The organism is Streptomyces puniciscabiei, from assembly GCF_006715785.1.
Taxonomy (GTDB): Bacteria; Actinomycetota; Actinomycetes; order Streptomycetales; family Streptomycetaceae; genus Streptomyces; species Streptomyces puniciscabiei.
In genome coordinates, this window is record NZ_VFNX01000001.1 from 2,791,710 (window position 1) to 2,809,905 (window position 18,196).

Consider the following 18,196-nt stretch of genomic DNA (forward strand, 5'->3'; position numbering starts at 1 on the left):
CCCTTCTCGCCCGCACTCCCAAGGGATCATGACGATGTCCTTCGGAGGACCGCAATGATCCAAAGCCGCGTACACGTCTCCGACCTGCGAGAACACGTCGGCCGTACCGTCACCGTCTTCGGCTGGGTGAACACCCTGCGCCTGCAGAGCAAGATGCAATTCGTCGTCGTACGCGACGGAACCGGCATGGTGCAGGTGACCCACAAGCGTGACAACGGGCCGCTGGAGGCCCGGCTCCAAGCCCTCACTCCCGAATCCGCCTTCAAGATCACCGGACGGGTCACGGACGCCGCCCAGGTCAAGCTAGGCGGCCTGGAGATCGTTCCGGAGACCGTCGAGGTCCCCAACCCGGTCGCCACCCCGCTGCCGATCGACGAGCAGACGGGCATCGAGCACCGGCTGGACTGGCGCTTCCTGGACGTGCGCCGCCGTCCCGCCGCCCAGCTGATGTTCGCCGTGCAGACCACCCTGGAACAGGGGCTGCGCGAGTACGCCTACGCGCAGGGCGCCACGGAGATGCACACCCCCAAGCTCATGGGCACCGCCTCGGAATCCGGAGCGGAGGTCTTCGAGCTCGGCTACTTCGGCCGCAGCGCCTACCTGGCCCAGTCGCCGCAGTTCTACAAGCAGATGGCGATCTCGGCCGGCATCGAGAAGGTCTTCGAGATCGGCCCCGTCTTTCGTGCCGAGCCGTCGTTCACCTCCCGGCACGCCACCGAGTTCACCGGCGTCGACGTCGAGCTCGCCTGGATCGACGGCATCGATGACGTCATGGCGTTCGAGGAGCGGATGCTCACCCCCGCCATCGCCAAAGTCGCCGACACCCACGGCGAGGCCGTCCGCGAGCGGTTCTGTGTGGAGATCACGGTCCCCACGACGCCCTTCCCCCGCATCACCATGGCCGAGGCGCACGAGATCCTGCGCAAGGGCGGCTGGACCCCGGAGGGGATCAAGGAGGACCTAGGCCCGGAGGGCGAGCGACGCATCAGCGCCCATATCCAGCAGGCCACCGGCCACGAGTTCGTGTTCATCACCCACTATCCCGTCAGCAGCCGACCCTTCTACCACATGCGGCCGGCCGACGACCCCAGCGTGACCCTGAGCTTCGACCTGCTCTGGAAGGGCCTGGAGATCACCACCGGCGCCCAGCGCGAGCACCGCTACGACGTGTTGCTGAAGCAGGCCGCCGAGAAGGGCATGAGCCCGGAGCCGATGCAGGACTACCTGAACGCGTTCCGGTACGGGTGCCCGCCACACGGCGGGCTGGGCATGGGCCTCGGACGCGTACTGATGGTCATGCTCGGCCTGGAGTCGATCCGCGAGGCCACCTTCCTCTTCCGCGGACCAAACCGGCTCACCCCATAGCCGACCACTGCATTCTGCCTACCTGTGATGTCCCCCTCTACCAGAGCCTCGTTCGCTGAAAGCATGGACGGATGAGTGTTCACGAACTGGGGCCTTGGGTGCCGACGCGCCCGGAGGACCTGGCCGCGATGTTCGCCGAAGCCGACTTCCCGTGGTGGATCGCCGGCGGGTACGCGATCGAACTCGCCGTCGGTCGCGAGCTACGCCCGCACTGCGATCTCGACGTCCTGGTCCTCCGCCGCGACCAGGCGCTCGCGCGAGAGATGCTGAGCGACTGGGACATGCACGTTGCGGACCCGCCTGGCGCGGGGCACCTGCGTCCCTGGCGTCCGGGCGAGATGCTTGAAGCGCCCCTCCACGACATCTGGTGCAGACGCACACGTAAGGCGCCCTGGTCGGTGCAACTCATGCTGGACGAGGCCGAGGGCGCCCAGTGGGTCTCGCGGCGCAACCCAGGGGTCCGACTTCCGCTCGCGCGATTGGGGCGGAGGAGTCCGACCGGAATCCCTTACCTTGCGCCCGAGGTGCAGCTCTTCTACAAGACGAAGGCCACACGGGACAAGGACGAGACTGACTTCGAAGCGGTATTGCCGCTCCTGGACGAGTCACAACGCGTCTGGCTAGCGGATTCGATCGCGATGACCGCCCCGGACCATCCCTGGCGGAAACGTCTCTTGTCCGCAGACCGAACCTGAGAGGCCAGCCGTCTTCGCCGTGTCGCACGCCGATACCTCGACTGCCTGAGCCGGGCTCGCTCCGCTGCTACGGTCGCCGATATGGCGCTCTCAAGTCCCGCAACGCAGCCAGTTGATCTACGGGTGGAGCCGGTCGACGAGGTTCTTGATCGGGTTGAGCGGTGTCTCCAGGTGTCCCTACTCCCGGATTCGGTGATCCGCAAGCGTCGGACCGTCGGGGCCCGGACAGACCGTGATACGTGGATCCGGGTGGAGCGGCGCGCACACGCCCAGATCCCAGAACAGGGGTGGAACGGCACAGAGTGTGCCGCACGTCTCGAAGGCGTCGCCCAGCCCGAATGGCACGGATGTATGGTCTGGCGAGCGGGAGACGGCTCGGCGATGTGGCGGGCAGACGAGACCGAGCTCCTGCCGAGCCCTCCTGTCGGCACCGCTGTGCTGAGCCAGGCTCCGAAGCTTCCGAACGAGTGGTGGAATGCGTTGAACGCCACATTGGACGCGCTGGCGTCGCAGCCCACGAGGCGGATCGCTACGCCGGACACCGCCGCCATCACCCAGGAGCTCGTCACTGCGTCCATCCGCAGTGTTTTCCCCGAGGACTTCGACACGACCGTCGAGCGGTGGGTGCCAGCCCACGCCGACCTGAACTGGGCCAATATCACCGCACCGGTGTTCAGCCTCTTCGACTGGGAGGACTGGGGCACGCGCCGCTGGGGCTGGACAGCGCGACATTGTGGGCGAGTTCCCTTGTGATCCCAGCCTTGGCTGATCGCGTGTGGCGGGAGCGCCGGCGCGACTTCGAGACTCGGGACGGCAAGCTGATGACGCTGTTCGTTTGCTCAAGGCTTCTTGGTCCGTACGCGCACCCTGAGGATCCCCGGCTGCGGCCAGCAGGACGCATGGCCGAGGAGGTCATCAAGCAGCTCCAGGCCGGGTGATCGCGAGAGGTAGCTCTGCACGCCGAAGCCGGGGCATGTTCGACGGATGCTGCTCAAGATCGAAAACCGCCGATCCGGCAACAGCTACCTACCTGCGAGGGGACTGCCGCTCCACCTGCCCCAGTATGCGGCTGGCCAAGTCCATGAAGTTCGTGATCGACGGCGCTTCCACGATCAACAACCGTCCGTGGCTACTGCCGTCGTCGAAACCGCATCCTGTGTCGCGGACCAACGGTGTCAGCCAGTGGACGGTCGGGCGCTCCGCTGCGAAGTAGACAACCGGCCGCGGAGACCATGAGTGATCGGACAGGTGGCTCCGGCAGCTTGCCGCAGTGAAGCAGCCAATGGATGTAAGGGCATACGAGAGGCCCGCCACGCCGAGTTCAAGGGAGCCGAGAAGTGGTTCGGCGGTATAGCCGTCCCCGACGAGTTCGACGATCTCACTCTCGGGATGCTCGGCGACAAAGCCTGCTGGCAGGCTGTCCGGGTCGTTTGACTCCAACGCGTTGGCGATTGCCTCGAAGTCAACGTGGGTCAGCGCGGCACGGTCGACCAGGTTGGAGAGGTGTCGCTCCTCCTTGACCATGGCGACGGCCTCCTCGTGGCTCACATCGCCGATGTCCCACACTCCCCGAAAGAACCCGTATCCCTCTTCATCGATCTCGTCCTCAGGTGGCAGACCTAACGCCACATTGGCAGGAAAGCTGGGGTCAACCTCTATGTCCACGACCGGAATCACGGGCGGCTCCAAGTAGTTGTCAGCGACCTTCTACCCCACCGTAACCCTGCCCTTGGCCCATTCACATCAGTCGCTTGCACGCCTGGTTGCGCTGACGATTGCCATCGCCGCTCTCGTCTCGTTCCGGTCTGGCCCCATGGCACAGGTATCCGGCGGGCCGCCGAGGCGCGGGTCTAGAACACAGCCCGAACGCGCTCTGTACTTCCGAGCGATGGCCGGGTCGCGGGAGTAGCTGAAGCGGACGCGCAGCCAGCCTCGGGGCGCCTGCATCATGTCGCTCCGAAGCTGCAGCACAACGACTGCTCCTGGCTGCGGACATACGGAGGTCCTGTTCCTCCGTGCCAGTACCATTAGCGGCGGGTGGGGGGAGCCCTGCGGGACCGGCCTGGCAGGCGTGTTCCAGTCGCGGTCTCTGTCCGCCTGGTGCCTCTGGCTCTCCGGGACAGCTGTGCACCGACCGAGGGTCCCGGGGAGAAGTGGGACTGGGACCACACATGACGTACGACATCGCAGCTCCCGAGCCCGCCGGGATGGTCGCCTCGCTGAGCTCGCTGGGCTACTCGTTGCCGGCAGCGATTGCCGATCTCGTCGACAACAGCATCTCCGCGAAGGCACAGAACATCGACGTCGAGTTCGCCTGGGCCGGAAGCGACTCCTGGATCGCGGTCGTGGACGATGGCGACGGCATGAGCCAGGAGGAACTCGTCACGGCCATGACCGTGGCGGCGCGAGGACCGGCAACGCCTCGCTCGCCCACTGATCTGGGGCGGTTCGGGGTCGGTCTGAAGTCCGCGTCGTTCTCGCAGGCGAGACAGCTCACCGTGGCGACAGCCTGCGACGGCCAGTGGCACACGCGCACGTGGGACCTCGACGTGGTCGAGAAGTACGGCGAGTGGCGGTTGCTCCACGGGGCCGACGACGACACCGCCGCCATTCTCCAGAGAGTCCGGCCTTGCGGCGGCCATGGCACGGTGGTGCTGTGGCGTCGGCTCAACGGCTATCACACCGTCGCTGTCACCGAGGACGACGAGCGTACCCAGAAGCAGTTCTACGCCGAGGCGACACGCACCGAGGCGCATCTCGGCATGGTCTTCGCACGGTTCCTCGTGGGAACCCGGCGACGCGCTCTAAGGGTTTCAGGAACCGCCGTACAGCCCTGGGACCCCTTCATGACTGCTCATCCCTCGGTCCAGCGGCTGCCTGCCGAGGAACTTCCCCTGGGTAACGGATCGGTGAGGGTCGAAGCGTTCGTCCTCCCGAGCGCCCACCGCCTGACTCCTGATGAGTTCAGCCATGCGGCAGGACCGCAGGGATGGCTTGATCAGCAGGGCTTCTACGTGTACCGGCGCAACCGTCTGATTCTTGCGGGGGACTGGTTGGGGCAGCGCGGGATGCGTCGCGAGGAGAAGTACAACCTCGCTCGCATATCTGTCGACATCCCGGCTGAGTCAGACGCCGAGTGGGGAGTAGACGTGCGAAAGTCCAGCGTCGTCCCGCCTGTCAGCCTACGACCCCACCTTCATCGCATCGCACGTCAGGCCCGCACGAGGGCCGCAGAGGTGCTGCGACACCGCGGCCAGGTCGCCGCACGTACACACGGCGATCCCCTGGTGTACGTCTGGAACGTACGTCGTGCGGACGGCCGGCTCACCTGCCGGATCAACCGCAGTCATCCGCTGGTCCAGGCCACGCTGAGGCAGGGAGGCGCGAACCCGGCTGACGTCCGTGCTCTGATCCGTCTCCTGGAGGAGACGGTACCCGTCGCCACACTCCGTGTGATGCACGAGACCGACACCAGCGACGATCCCGATCCCTTCGGCGGGGCGGGTCCCGCTGACGAGACTGCGACCGAGGTCGCACAGCGCATCTACGAGTCCCTTGTCTCAGGTGGCCGTTCGCCTGCTGCAGCGCGCGAACGGCTGCGCACCATGTCTCCCTTCGACCAGCTACAGGGGTTCTGGAGTACCTGAGCCTGTTGTCGGTGGTCCCCCATACTCTGCTCCATACCGTCTCAGACCAGTTGGAGGTTCCCCGTGAGCTCCACCCCCGACGAACCCCTCGCAAAGGCGAAGCGGTTGGTACGCAGCTTCCTGCCACAGGACCGGCAGCCCAGCCCGGACGAGGTGCAGATCGCGGTCAACGCGATCTTCGGCATGCTGGCCGCACAGGGGGAAACTCTGGACCGGGACCAGCTGGCCAAGGAGATCGAGGCCATGATCACGGTGTTCCAGGAGCGTTCCCTGGGACTCGTTGACCCCAAGGGGCACGAGCCCTGGCTCCCTGAGGCGAAGAACAACCGTTCCTGGGATTTCTGGGAGCGATACCGCTGGTTCCTCGAGGATGTCGAGGACCTGCCGCTTTCGGTCGTGCGACGGCTGGACCAGACCTCGGACGAGGTCTTGAGTCAACTGGAGGATCCGCGGCGGCCTGGCCCCTGGCGCCGCAAGGGGCTCGTGATCGGCCAGGTGCAGTCAGGCAAGACCGGACAGTACATCGGACTCGCTTCCAAGGCGGTTGACGCGGGCTACAAGCTCGTCGTTGTTCTCGCTGGCATCCACAACGACCTCCGGAGCCAGACGCAACTGCGCATAGACGAGGGCCTGCTGGGCTTCGACACCCAGCACCAGATGCGCTCCAACGAGAACGGGGACTCCCGCACCATCGGTGCTGGACTCATGCCGCTGCAGGGCAAGAAGCTCGACATCGCGTCTCCGACGAACAGCTCCGAGAAGGGAGACTTCGGACGCCAGGCCGCAGCCACGATCAACTTCCCGCTCGGCAGCTTTCCTGTAGTGCTCGTCGTCAAGAAGCACTGGAAGATTCTCGAGTACCTGCGCAGGTGGGTGACCGACGTGCAGGGCACCGAGGGCGAGAACGGCCGCAAGATCGTGCGCGACGTTCCGCTCCTGGTCATCGACGACGAGGCCGACAACGCGTCGATCAACACGGTCCGCGATCCTGACGACGACCCCACCAGGACAAACAGGGCGATCCGAGACCTCATCAACAGTTTCGACAGGGCGGCGTACGTCGGGTACACGGCCACTCCGTTCGCCAACATCTACATCGACCCCGACGCAGACCACGACGAGGTGGGCGGGGATCTCTTCCCGGAGAGCTTCATCCGCAGCCTCCCCTCGCCCTCGAACTATCTCGGACCGGAGCGCGTGTTTGGACTCCAGGTGGATGACGAGGATGAGGAGGACGTGGATCCGTTGCCGCTGGTGCGTCACGTGAACGACTCCGACAGCTGGTTGCCGAGCCGGCACAAGGCCGGCGACAGGCCCCGTGGGGATCTCCCTCGGTCTCTACGTGAGGCCGTTGCGTCGTTCGTGCTCTCGTGCGCGGCTCGCCGGGCCAGGGGCCAGGTAAGGGTGCACAACTCCATGTTGGTGCACGTGACCCGGTTCACGGCTGTGCAGAGCCTTGTCCGCGAACAGGTGGAGGACCACCTGCACTTCCTTGTGGACTCGCTCCGTGACCGGTACGGGAAAGGGCCGAAGCTTCTTGCGGAGTTCCAGGAACTCTGGGAGCGCGACTTCGTTCCCACCACCGCGCACTTCCCGGCTGACGAGGCTGAACCTCTGACCTGGGAGCAGGTGTCGACGGAGCTTCTGGACGCGATCAGGAAGATCCAGGTCAAGGCGGTGAACGGCACTTCCCGGGACGCTCTCGACTACTACGACAACCGCAAGGACGGCCTCTCTGTCATCGCCATCGGCGGCCAGAAGCTGTCCCGGGGCCTCACGCTTTCAGGGCTCACGGTCAGTTACTACCTGCGCTGGGCCAACACGTACGACACGCTGCTCCAGATGGGCAGGTGGTTCGGGTACCGACCCGGGTACGAGGACCTGTGCAGGCTGTACACCACGCCTGCCGTCGAGGACGCCTACGTGGAGGTCACGGCTGCGACCGACGAACTACGCCGCGAGGTCGAGGAGATGGCCACGCTCGGTCTTACACCCCGGCAGTTCGGTCTGAAGGTCCGCTCGTCGTCGCTGGGGCTCATGGTCACTGCGGCGAACAAGATGAGGCAGAGTGAGAGGATCCTGCTCAGTTACTCCGGCGAGGGGCCGGAGACGGTGATCTTCAACCTTGCCGACCGAGCTGTGAAGCGTAACTTCAAGTCGCTCGAGGACCTGGTGCGGCACCTCGACGGCATCACGGACCCCGAAACGGCGGTCAGCGGCGGCACGGTGATGTGGCGGGGGGTACCGCCGGAAGTGGTCTCCGAGTTCGTGGCCTCCTACGAGACCGACCGCATGGCCCAGAGGGTCCGTCCCCGACTCATCGCAAAGTACATCGAACAGTGTGCCAAGGTGGGTGAGCTGGGCAACTGGACCGTCTGCCTGGTAGGCAAGTCGGCGGCCACTCACGTGGACGTCGCCGGGCATTCGGTCGGACCAGTTACGCGTGCCCCGCTCAACCCGGAGTTCAGAGCAGAGGGGCGGTACACGATCCGTCGTGTCCTCAGCCCGCGCGACGAGGGCCTCGACCTCGACGAAGCACAGCTTGAAGCGGCACGGGCGGCCGCTGGGAAGGCAGCGAAGCAGAAGGAGAAGACCTCGGTCCCGAAGCACCCGTCGGGTCCGTACCTCCGTCGTCAGCGACGTCCCGACCAAGCCCTGCTACTCATCTATCCCATTGAAGTACCGGGATCCGAGGACGACTCCCCGGAGCTGCCGCTGGTGGGCTTCCAGGTGAGCTTTCCCTACTCCCGTAACCAGTCGAAGACCGAGTACGTGGCGAACAGCATCTACCTGCAGGAGGACATCTACGCCCTCGACGAGGAGGACGAGGCGTGACGGTCACCGAGGAGGACTGGCACGAGCTTGAGCGCCCTCACGACTCGCCAGGACGCTCCAGCCGTCGGTTGCATCCGGACTCCCCGCTGGACGTGTTCCTCTCCGTCGCCCATCCGGGGGGACAGCGCATGCTGGTACTCAGGGCCGACGCCCGCTCGGCAGACCACATCGTGCGTTCGGTTGGGCGACTGCCCCGGGCGGCCGGCATCGAGATGCAGCTGAGTGCGGTGTCCCGTCTCGAGTACGAGCTCCAGTTGGTCCTTACGGCGAACGACCTCCGGGAAGTGTTCAACCCACTCGTGACCGACGTTGCCGACACCGCGCGTTCAGCGCCGGCCGCTGCCGACGCTCTGACAGCCGCCGTGAGCAGGTTCGAGCGCTGGCAGGATCTCCTGCGCACGGTTGGCACGGACGGGCTGGGAGCGGAGGCGCGGAGGGGGCTCTACGGGGAACTTCTGGTGCTTGGTGACCACCTCCTGAGCACCCTGTCCGAGACCGAGGCTGTGGAGTCCTGGACGGGACCGACAGGCGCCAACCAGGACTTCCAGCTCCCTGGAGTCGCGATCGAGGTCAAGGCCAGTGCCGCGAAGCACCCCCGCAGCGTCCGCATAGCGAGTGAGCGACAGCTGGACGACACCGGTGTCCCGCACCTGCTGCTGTGCATGATGGTGCTCGACGAACGACGGGGTGGGTCCGGCGAGAGCCTGAACCATCGTGTGGAGCGCGTCCGGGGGCACCTTGCCAGCGCTGCTGCCAGGGCCCGATTCGACGGCCTGCTTATCCAGGCAGGATACCTGCCCGGACATCACGATCTCTATGACGAACCTCGATACACCGTTCGTGACCTACGCTTCTGGCACGTTCGGGATGGCTTTCCCAGGCTTGTCGAGTCGGACCTTCCCGAGGGCGTCAGCGACTGCACCTACCACGTGACCGTCTCGGGGTTGGACAGCTATCTGGCGTCAGTCGACGATGTGAGCATGTTGATCGGGGGAGCCCATGAGTGAGCAGGACCTGGCCGAGTACTCCCGGAGCCTCGTCGCTGACGTTCAGGCGACCGCGGACGCCGAGGGAACGACAACTCCGGAGGCGTTCACACACAGGGTCCTGTTCGACCTGGAGAAGGCCGGCGTCGTCTCCAACACCTTCAGCGCGTACCACAAGGCCCACGGTCACGAGGTCCATGCGTACGGCATCGGAGAGGCGGGTGAGTCCTTGGACCTCTTCCTCACCGATTTCCACCTGGCCCCGCTGGAGACGAAACTCACCAAGGCCCAGACCGAAACCTCGTTCAAACGGCTGTTGACCTTCGCACGTCGTTGCCAGGAGGGCCTGCAGCAACATATTGACGAGTCCTTCGACGTGTACGACATGTGCGAGGCGGTCGAGAAGGCCCTGACCGAGGTGCAGAGGATCAGGCTCTTCCTCCTCAGCAACCGCGTCGCCACGACCGTGGAGGTCCCACCCACCCACTTCGACGGCCTCCCGGTCGTCCACGAGGTGTGGGACCTGGCGCGGCTGCACCGTCACGAGACGTCGGGATCGCTCAGCGAGCCCATCGTGGTTCCCTTCACGCCTCCGCTGCCCTGCGTTTCCGCTCCGAGTTCGGAGCGGGACCATTCCGTCGTGCTCGCTGTGATACCCGGAGAGTTGCTGGCGGAGCTGTACGCGGAGCACGGGACACGGCTTCTCGAACTCAATGTGCGTTCGTTCCTGCAGGCCCGTGGTTCCGTGAACCGAGGCATCCGGGAGACCCTGTTGCACGCGCCCGGCCGCTTCCTGGCCTACAACAACGGGATCACGGCAACGGCCTCCCAGGTCGACTTCGTGACAGGCCCGGACGGAGAGCCGACCCACATCTCCCGCGTACACGGCCTCCAGATCGTCAACGGCGGGCAGACCACGGCGTCACTCCACTATGCCCGGTCACGGGACAAGGCCGACTTGTCCCAGGTCCGGGTCCAGATGAAGTTGACGGAGGTCTCGCCCGAGCGTCTCACCGAGATTGTTCCCAAGATCTCGGAGTACTCGAACACGCAGAACCGGGTGACCCAGGTCGACTTCAGCTCGAACCACGAGTATCACGTGGCGATCCAGCGGATCACCCGTTCCCTCTGGGCTCCCGCAGCCGACGGCAGTGGTCAGGAGACCCACTGGTTCTACGAGCGGGCACGCGGCCAGTACACGGACGAGCTCGCCAAAGCCCGTACGCCTGCCCGACAACGCCAGTTCAAGAGGATCAATCCGACGAAGAAGAGGTTCACCAAGGCCGATCTGGCGAAGTTCGTCCACTCGTGGATCCAGCTGCCCCACCTGGTGAGTCGGGGTGCACAGAAGAACTTTGTCGAGTTCATGCTGCGTATCGACGAGGCGCCACCACGTGTCGACATCCAGTACTGCCAGCGGGTGATCGCAATGGCGATCCTGTTCAAGGCCGTGGACCAGGTTGCCGCCGGCCATGGAGCGGGCAGTCACAAGAGCCTTGTGACGACGTACACGATGGCGAGGCTGTCCCTGGCCACCAAGCAGCGGATCGACCTTGACCGGATCTGGCGTGAGCAGGGGATCTCCGCCGCCCTGGAAGCCGCGGTGGACGATCTGTGCCCCCGCGTCATGGAGGCGGTGACGAACCCGCTGGAGGGCAACCACGTGGGCGAGTGGGCCAAGAAGGTGGGGTGTTGGGACGCCGTTTCACGAGTGCGCTGGGCGGTCCCCGATGCCCTGGCGGCCGAACTCCTGGACCTGCCCCTGGACGAAGCAGCACTGGCCGGCGGCAGCCCGGACGCCGAGGGGGCGGTCGAGGAACTCCTGGTTGTGCCAACCGGCGAGTGGTACGCGCTGGAGCGGTGGGCCAAGGAGACGCACAACCTCGAACCCTGGCAGAGGCAGCTGGCCCAGTCCGTCGGGAGACGGATGGAGAACGGCCAAGAGGTGCCCGAGACACAAGCACTCCAGGCCCTTCACGCGCGTAGCGAGGCTCTGCGCCTGGGGTTCACTCCTGCTCAGTGATGGGACCACGCAGGTCCTGAGTCCTCGGTCAGAGCATGCCCTTCTCGACCAGGTCCCTGACAGCGTCCTCGGCCCGCCTCAGGACAATCCGTCCGTCACCGTCACTGAAGGCGACGAGATCGGAGCCCGGTGCGATGCCGGCCTCCGCCAGCAGGCCGAGCGGCAGCTCGACCCGACCCTGATCATCGACATGGAGTTCGGCTGGTTCCCGGAGCATGGGAAGAGTGTGGCACCCTCCGAGTCGAGGACGTCTACAGACTGGGAATGTGGTCATGAGTGGAGGAGGGCTGACGCCGGACCGTGGGTGGGTCGCCACTCCGGAGGGTGAGCACCTTCGCGGCCGGCGCGTGAGGGACACCAGGCCGGAGGTGGCCCTCAGGAAGGCGGTGCACCGGCTGGGCCTCAGGTTCCGCCTTCACCAGAGGGTGGCTCCCAGGTGCACGGCCGACTTCGTGCTTCCCAGATACCACGTGGCCGTCTTTGTTGACGGCTGCTTCTGGCACGGCTGCCCGAAGCACGGCCCCAAGGTGTTCCGCGGACCGAACGCCGAGCGTTGGACGGACAAGATCGAGACCAACAGGGCCCGAGACAGACGCAACACGGAAGCAGCGGAGGCCGCCGGATGGACCGTGCTCCGGGTCTGGGAGTGCGAGGTCAAGGCCAGTCCAGCGGCGGCAGCACTCATGGTTGCCGAGCGGTGTCCGGCTCCTACTCGCGTGACTGGGCAGGAACAGGCTGCCGACCGTGCGTCCCACTCAGAGCATCCGTGACCAGGTCACCCGCAGCACTTTCCCTGCCCGCGCAGTAGCTACTGAGAGGACACTGGTCACAGAGAGGATTCTTCGCGTTGCACAGGGTGCTTCCGATGAGTCGTAGCGCAGCCATGCGCAGGGGGGCCTTTTCTCCTGCACCGACGAGCTTCACCAAGTGCACCCGGCCGTCACTGAGCCGGTTGGTGCGGTCAGAGTCGCTGTCGTGCAGCCGGGCAGCGACGCGCAGCGCACTCTGTCCCACCCACAGAAGGTCGTCATCGATCAGCAGCCGGTAGAGCGCGCCCTCGGCTGGTTTCATCCCCAGGCGCTTGGGCAGCTCCTTCTGCTTCTCCTCGTCCTCGGACCAGACACTTGACTTGCCGGCCACGGCGGTCAGCCTGTCGAGGCGCGCCCGAACGGCTGCCGTGGGGGCTGATTCAAGGAGAGTGCGCAGAGCGGACTTGGTCAGAGTCGCGTGCTCCCGGATCGTCTCGAGCATCTCGTGCATCTGACCAGGCTGCACCCGGGTTCCCGCCAGCACCGCCACGACCGCCGCGTGCACTGACGACAGCTTGGGCAACTGGTACCAGTTCTCCCCGTTGCGCTGCCGTTCCGCCCAGGCAGTCAGGTCCTCGCGGGCCGTGCGCCAGCGGGGCTGGAGTCCGCCTTCCCCGGCCTGGCACCCCTCGACAGGCAACAGCACTTCCGCGGCGGCCTTGCCCAGAAGGGGTGGCACCGCGTTGCCGATCTGCCGGAAGGCGTCACTACGTGTCCCAGCGAACCTGAACCGGTCCGGGAAGGTCTGTACCCGTGCCGCCTCCCGAACGGTCAGGGTGCGGTTCTGGTCCGGATGGATGTACCAGTAGCCGTCCTTGGCGATGTGGGCGGTGATCGACCTGCTCAGGTCGTCCCAGTCAAGCTTCTTGTACTTGTCGGTGAAGTGCTCGGCGCTGTACCGCTGGAGCTCCGGGTCGATGTCCGAGTACAGGGTGTCGGAGTCCATGCTGTCGAAGATCACCCAGTCGTCCGGCCTGACCCTCCGAGTCATGTGGTCGAAGACGACCTCACGCTTCGCGCGCTTGCGCATCTCCCTGGCAAAGTCGGACAGATCTTCGGAGGGGGTGCCGTAGGCCATCTCACGCTCGCCGACACGCTCCGTGGGCACCACGGTGAGGGGAGGGAGGTCACCAATGGCGTGGCGCAGGGTGGTGCGTTCGTCCTCGGCGACCTCCTGCTGCCACTCGAACCTCTCGATGTCGTTCCTGGCCAGAAGGATGAGCCGCTTCCGGTGCTGGGGTACTCCGTAGCGCCATGCGTCGACAAGGCGTACCTGGGTTGCGTAGCCGAGCTCCTCGAGCTGCTGCTCGATCACGCGGACCACGAAGAAGTCGTCGCCGAGGCCCATGTCCGGGACGTTCTCCATGAGGACGGCGCGCGGCCTGATCCTCTTTATGACGTCCAGGTACGCGCTCCACAGCTCTTTACGGAGGTCGTGAGGGTCGCGGCCATGGTGCTCTACGAGGTGGCGGATCTTGCTCCGCCCAGCCCTGCTGAACGGCTGGCACGGCGGGCCCCCCGCCACCAGATCGATCTTCCCCTTCGCCGGCTCCAGCAGCTCCTCGAGCCTGTCACGCTCGGCTGGGTTCCCCAGGTCCATGTGCAGACTCATGCCGGGGAAGTTGGCCGCATGGGTCTCAAGGGCACGCTCGTCGAAGTCGACAGCGGCTGCAGTGGTCCAGCCAGCTCGCTGAAGCCCAAGACTCAGACCGCCTGCTCCGGAGAAGAGGTCCACGGCGAGGCGACGCCCCTTGCCGTACCCTTCGAGCCACTTTGCGAACCGCTCGGGCCTGCAGCTGTGCCGGTGCCGCGGGAGCTTGAGATAGTCGCTCCGTTCCAGGGGTACGCCATAGTGCGACTCCTGCACAGCACGCACCTCCACACCAGCGAGAACAACGAGCACCAGGAGATCACAGACGCGCTGGTGGAGGCAAGGATTCCACCACGCTGACCTCCGGAAATCCCGTGAGACCGATGCTGCGCTCTGCCGGGTACCGGCGCGAGTCCGCGCGGCCCCCCAGTCCTCGGCTTCGAACCGACGTTCTGGTGCGTTACCAGAGGCAATCGTAGAGGACAGCAGTGACAGCGTCGCTCCCGGGGCCCGGATTGGCCGGACAAGCTGGTCAACGATCCGGCGGGGCTGAAGACACGTTCGAGTCGGCCTGAACCTGTGCACGGTTTCGGCCACTTACGAGAGCCGCCCACCTAGCTCGCTGATGGGTAGTTAGTAGAATCTTGCCCGCCACACACTGCGGAACATGGCTGACAGTTGACGAGCGGGGGCATGGGTGGACTCCGAGAACGCGAAGGCGTATCTCCGGCCGCGGGCCAGGCTCATGAGCACGCTCGGCGAAGAACTGATCAGCAACGAACGCGTCGCCCTCACCGAGCTGGTGAAGAACGCCTACGACGCGGACGCCAGCCTCGTCCTGATCCGCTTCAACCCTCCCCTCGAAGAGGGTGAGGGCTCGATCGAGGTCTGGGACAACGGGCACGGCATGTCGCCGGCCACAGTGCGCGGCACGTGGATGGAGATCGCCACCCCGCACAGGCACCGGAACCCACGCAGTGAGTCAGGTGGGCGTCGCGTGCTGGGCGCCAAGGGCATCGGCCGGTTCGCCTCGGCTCGACTTGGCCATACCGCCACAATCACGACTCGACGGGTCGATGAGCAGGAGGTCACCCTTCGCATCGACTGGGGGGACTTCACGGATGGTGACGCGTACCTGGATGAGGTTCCGGTCTCCCTGTCCACGACCACTCCGAGCGTCTTCGTAGACGGAGGCATAGCAGCGCAGACCTTTTCCGAGGTCCTCCGGGAATTTCAGTCAGCGCCTGCTACAGCCGTCGGCACGGCGCATGGCACCGTGGTCCGACTCGAGAGGCTTCGCACGGCTTGGGGCACGAACGAGATCGAGGCCCTCAAGCGTTCCCTGTCCAGGCTCCTCCCCCCGCCGCCTCCCGCCGAGCTCTCTGTGCCGGACCAGCCTGAGTTCTCGATCTACATCGACACTCCGGAGGGGCCGCTCCGCCACCACAGCGGGTTCGTTTCTGCGAGTGAGACACTGGCCCATCCCCGCTATCGCCTCGTCGGCGCCGTGGATGCCGACGGGGACGCGAGCCTGGCCATTTACGCCGGCGACGAAGAACCGGTGGAGGTCGTCCAGGACAACCTCCGGAAGGACTCGAAGAGGCCCTCATGTGGCCCTCTGAAACTGGACTTCCGAGTCTGGGACCTTGAGTCGTCGGCCATCAAGCCGCTCCTGGCACTCGACACCAGCGCGAGGAACACCAACGACGTACGGGAACTCATCCGGAACAACAGCGGTGTGGCCCTGTACCGGGACGGGTTCCGTGTGCAGCCGTTCGGGGAACCCGGGTTCGACTGGCTTGGTTTCGACCAGCGACGCATCAACAACCCGACGCTGCGTCTCTCCAACCGGCAAGTGGCGGGATTCGTCTACATCTCGGCCGATGACAACCCCGGCCTCCTGGACCGCTCGCACCGCGAAGGACTGATCGACACCCCTGAGTACGAGGAACTGAAGGCAGTCATACTCCAGGCGATTGCCAGGTTGGAGACGCAACGCTACCGGCTGCGTCGGGAACCCACTGCTCCGACGGAAGCCCCGCTCCTTGCCGGGCCGTCCGAAGGCAGGGGCCACGGGCTCTTCCAGAACTTCAACCTGGACCCGCTGCGACAGGTGGCTGCCGAGCGGCACCCAGAGGACATCATCCTCAGTCGCGCCATCGAGGATGCCACGGAGACGATCAACGAAGGCGTACGCAAGGTACAGGAGGTCATCGCCCAGTTCTCCCGCCTCGCGACGCTGGGCACCCTGGTCGACGTCGTCCTCCACGACGGACGTACCGCCCTTTCCCGCATCGGCGTGGGCCTTCGTCGTCTCGGCAAGATCACCACAAAGGTCGAGACACACGATGTGGAGTTGTCAGCTGCGCTGGACAAGCTGCGGACGGACTTCACCGCACAAGAAAGGGCTCTCGACCGGCTCTTCACTCGCATCGAGCCCCTCAGCGGACGGAAGCGTGGACGGCCCCGCCGGCTCTCTCTACACCAGAGCATTTCCGAAGCCGTTGACGTGCTGGAGTCGGAGATCACCAAGCACGGTGTAGATGTACAGATCAGCGGGGAGGACGTGATCGTCACCGCCGAGCCGGGTGACATCAGGACCCTTGTGGTCAACCTCGTGAGCAACGCCGTGTACTGGCTCTCCACAATGCCCAAGGGCACTCCCCGCGAGATCCTGATCGAGACGGAGCGCAATCACGAGGGCGAACTGGACGTGGTCGACATCACGGTCAGCGACAACGGCCCTGGGGTGCGCGAGAAGATCAAGGACCTGATCTTCGATACCTACTTCAGTGAAAAGCCGGATGGCGTCGGCCTCGGTCTCAGCATCGCAGGCAGCGTCGTGAAGGACTTCTACGACGGCGAATTGGGGCTGGTGAGCCCCGGCACCCTCTCGGGTGCGAGTTTCCGGGCACGACTGCGAAGGAGAGTTGGGTGACGTCGACCGACGTTGCGTATCGGGTGCTCATAGTCGATGACGACGCCCAGATGATCGCGGACCTTCGCGAAGTGCTGTCCGAGGAGCTCACAGACCTCGGGGAGATCCACTTCGAGTCCGAGCAGGACTTCTCCGCAGCCGAGCAGCGATTGATTGACGAGGACTTCGACCTGGTCATCCTCGACGTCCGCGACGCCGCCGATGGCATACCCGCCGCTGCCGTCGAAGGACGCGGACACGAACTGTACGACGCCATCGCCGGCGCTCGGTGGCTGCCCGTGGTCTTCTTCACAGCTGTCCCCCAGCAGGTGCGTGACCTGGAGAAGCCTCCCCTCATCCGTGTGGTGACCAAGAACGCCTGGGACGAGGTCGCTCCCGCAGTCCGGGACGGGTTGCTCTCGGGAGTGTCGGAGTTGAGACGCCGTATCTCCGATCTCGTCGAACGCAAGGTCCGCGTTTTCCTCCGTGACGTCGTGGCCCCGCACTGGCACGAGATGGCGGGCGCTGATCCCCACGAGATCACCCCGATCATCGTCAACCGCCTCGCGGCCGAGCTCCGGGAGAACGGCCCCAGCGAACTGGGATACGCCGGGGACGGCGAGGCGGTCGCCACTGCTGGTCAACCCTCCGCTGCGCGGGTCTACTTGAAGCCGTTCGTGACCCATCACCTCACCGCCACGGACCTCGTGGTCAGCCCCGAGGGCGATTGGTGGATCGTCCTCACCCCTGCTTGCGACCTGTATGAGGACCACCCGGACGCCAACGTGGCGAGACCTCGTAAGGCCAAGGCACAGTACGTTCGCCTGGCCAAGGCTGACCGCATCTTCACCGAGGACGGCGAGGAGTCGGAGTCGCCAGCGATCGCCACATGGCTGGCCAGCTCGAAGAGCAACAGCCACAAGGACCAGGCCAAACAGGTCTTCGGGGACAAGCAGAACCGGTACCGCGCTCTTCCTGGCTACCTCGACATCCCCGACCTCTTGGTCGACTTCGAGAACGTGGTATCGGTCCCGCTCGCCGAGGCACGAACCTGGCGACGTGTCGCAACCCTCGACAGCCCGTTCTCGGAGGCGATGCTCATCGCCTACAGCCGCTCGGTGGGGCGTATCGGAACCCCGGACCTCAGCTTCGAGGACGTGAAAGTGCGGTTGGAACTCGAGAAGCCGAAGGCCAGGCACGTGCCGACGCAGGCTTCAACGTCATCAGCGAACGGCGAGATTGTGAAGGACTGAGCTTCCAGGCATTCGGACAGCGTGCGCGATCAACAGCGGAGGGTACGCCGGGCGCGGAAGCCTTGGCCCTCGTTG

General features: G+C 65.4%; 12 protein-coding genes and 1 pseudogene. 10 read left to right on the forward strand and 3 right to left on the reverse strand.

Features of this window, described 5'->3' with window-relative positions:
• Window positions 1-54: 54 nt before the first annotated feature.
• The 3 genes and pseudogenes from aspS (at window position 55) to FB563_RS12720 (ending at window position 2,998) form a co-directional block, all read left to right on the forward strand.
• Complete coding sequence (gene aspS / locus FB563_RS12710; RefSeq protein ID WP_055704532.1) at window positions 55-1,365, forward strand: aspartate--tRNA(Asn) ligase; 1,311 nt, start codon at window positions 55-57, stop codon at window positions 1,363-1,365.
• 71 nt (window positions 1,366-1,436) lie between these two features.
• Entirely contained in the window at window positions 1,437-2,060 is a 624-nt protein-coding gene (locus FB563_RS12715) for a nucleotidyltransferase domain-containing protein (RefSeq protein WP_055704533.1), read from the forward strand.
• Between the two features lie 81 nt (window positions 2,061-2,141).
• Window positions 2,142-2,998: pseudogene (locus FB563_RS12720) on the forward strand (hypothetical protein).
• Window positions 2,999-3,086: 88 nt separating this feature from the next.
• On the opposite strand, the gene FB563_RS12725 reads toward FB563_RS12720, so the two are convergent.
• Window positions 3,087-3,737, reverse strand: coding sequence for a hypothetical protein (locus FB563_RS12725; RefSeq protein ID WP_055704534.1), 651 nt, complete (start codon window positions 3,735-3,737; stop codon window positions 3,087-3,089).
• 494 nt (window positions 3,738-4,231) lie between these two features.
• Here FB563_RS12725 and FB563_RS12730 point away from each other — a divergent pair, with 494 nt between their 5' ends.
• The 4 genes from FB563_RS12730 (at window position 4,232) to FB563_RS12745 (ending at window position 11,551) form a co-directional block, all read left to right on the forward strand.
• Entirely contained in the window at window positions 4,232-5,707 is a 1,476-nt protein-coding gene (locus FB563_RS12730) for an ATP-binding protein (RefSeq protein ID WP_055704535.1), read from the forward strand.
• 63 nt (window positions 5,708-5,770) lie between these two features.
• The gene (locus tag FB563_RS12735; protein WP_055704536.1) at window positions 5,771-8,542 is read left to right on the forward strand and encodes a Z1 domain-containing protein; all 2,772 of its coding nucleotides are present in this window, start codon (window positions 5,771-5,773) and stop codon (window positions 8,540-8,542) included.
• Complete coding sequence (locus tag FB563_RS12740) at window positions 8,539-9,549, forward strand: PD-(D/E)XK motif protein (RefSeq protein WP_055704537.1); 1,011 nt, start codon at window positions 8,539-8,541, stop codon at window positions 9,547-9,549. The genes FB563_RS12735 and FB563_RS12740 overlap by 4 nt, the downstream gene beginning before the upstream one ends.
• Window positions 9,542-11,551, forward strand: coding sequence for an AIPR family protein (locus tag FB563_RS12745; protein ID WP_055704538.1), 2,010 nt, complete (start codon window positions 9,542-9,544; stop codon window positions 11,549-11,551). Before FB563_RS12740 ends, FB563_RS12745 begins: the two co-directional genes overlap by 8 nt.
• A gap of 28 nt (window positions 11,552-11,579) precedes the next feature.
• On the opposite strand, the gene FB563_RS12750 is transcribed toward FB563_RS12745, so the two are convergent.
• The gene (locus FB563_RS12750) at window positions 11,580-11,768 is read right to left on the reverse strand and encodes an AbrB/MazE/SpoVT family DNA-binding domain-containing protein (protein ID WP_004939606.1); all 189 of its coding nucleotides are present in this window, start codon (window positions 11,766-11,768) and stop codon (window positions 11,580-11,582) included.
• 55 nt (window positions 11,769-11,823) lie between these two features.
• Between FB563_RS12750 and FB563_RS12755 the strand changes: the two genes are divergently transcribed.
• The gene (locus tag FB563_RS12755) at window positions 11,824-12,321 is read left to right on the forward strand and encodes a very short patch repair endonuclease (RefSeq protein WP_004939603.1); all 498 of its coding nucleotides are present in this window, start codon (window positions 11,824-11,826) and stop codon (window positions 12,319-12,321) included.
• Here the strand turns inward: FB563_RS12755 and dcm are convergent.
• Window positions 12,260-14,227: a DNA (cytosine-5-)-methyltransferase gene (gene dcm, locus FB563_RS12760; RefSeq protein WP_055704539.1), complete on the reverse strand. Its 1,968-nt coding sequence runs from the start codon at window positions 14,225-14,227 to the stop codon at window positions 12,260-12,262. The genes FB563_RS12755 and dcm overlap by 62 nt on opposite strands.
• 421 nt (window positions 14,228-14,648) lie before the next feature.
• On the opposite strand from dcm, the gene FB563_RS12765 reads away from it, so the two are divergent.
• Complete coding sequence (locus FB563_RS12765; RefSeq protein ID WP_055704540.1) at window positions 14,649-16,889, forward strand: sensor histidine kinase; 2,241 nt, start codon at window positions 14,649-14,651, stop codon at window positions 16,887-16,889.
• A complete protein-coding gene (locus FB563_RS12770; protein ID WP_055704541.1) occupies window positions 16,886-18,121 on the forward strand; it encodes a DNA-binding transcriptional response regulator in 1,236 nt (411 codons plus the stop codon). The genes FB563_RS12765 and FB563_RS12770 overlap by 4 nt, the downstream gene beginning before the upstream one ends.
• The last annotated feature ends 75 nt before the right edge of the window (window positions 18,122-18,196 follow it).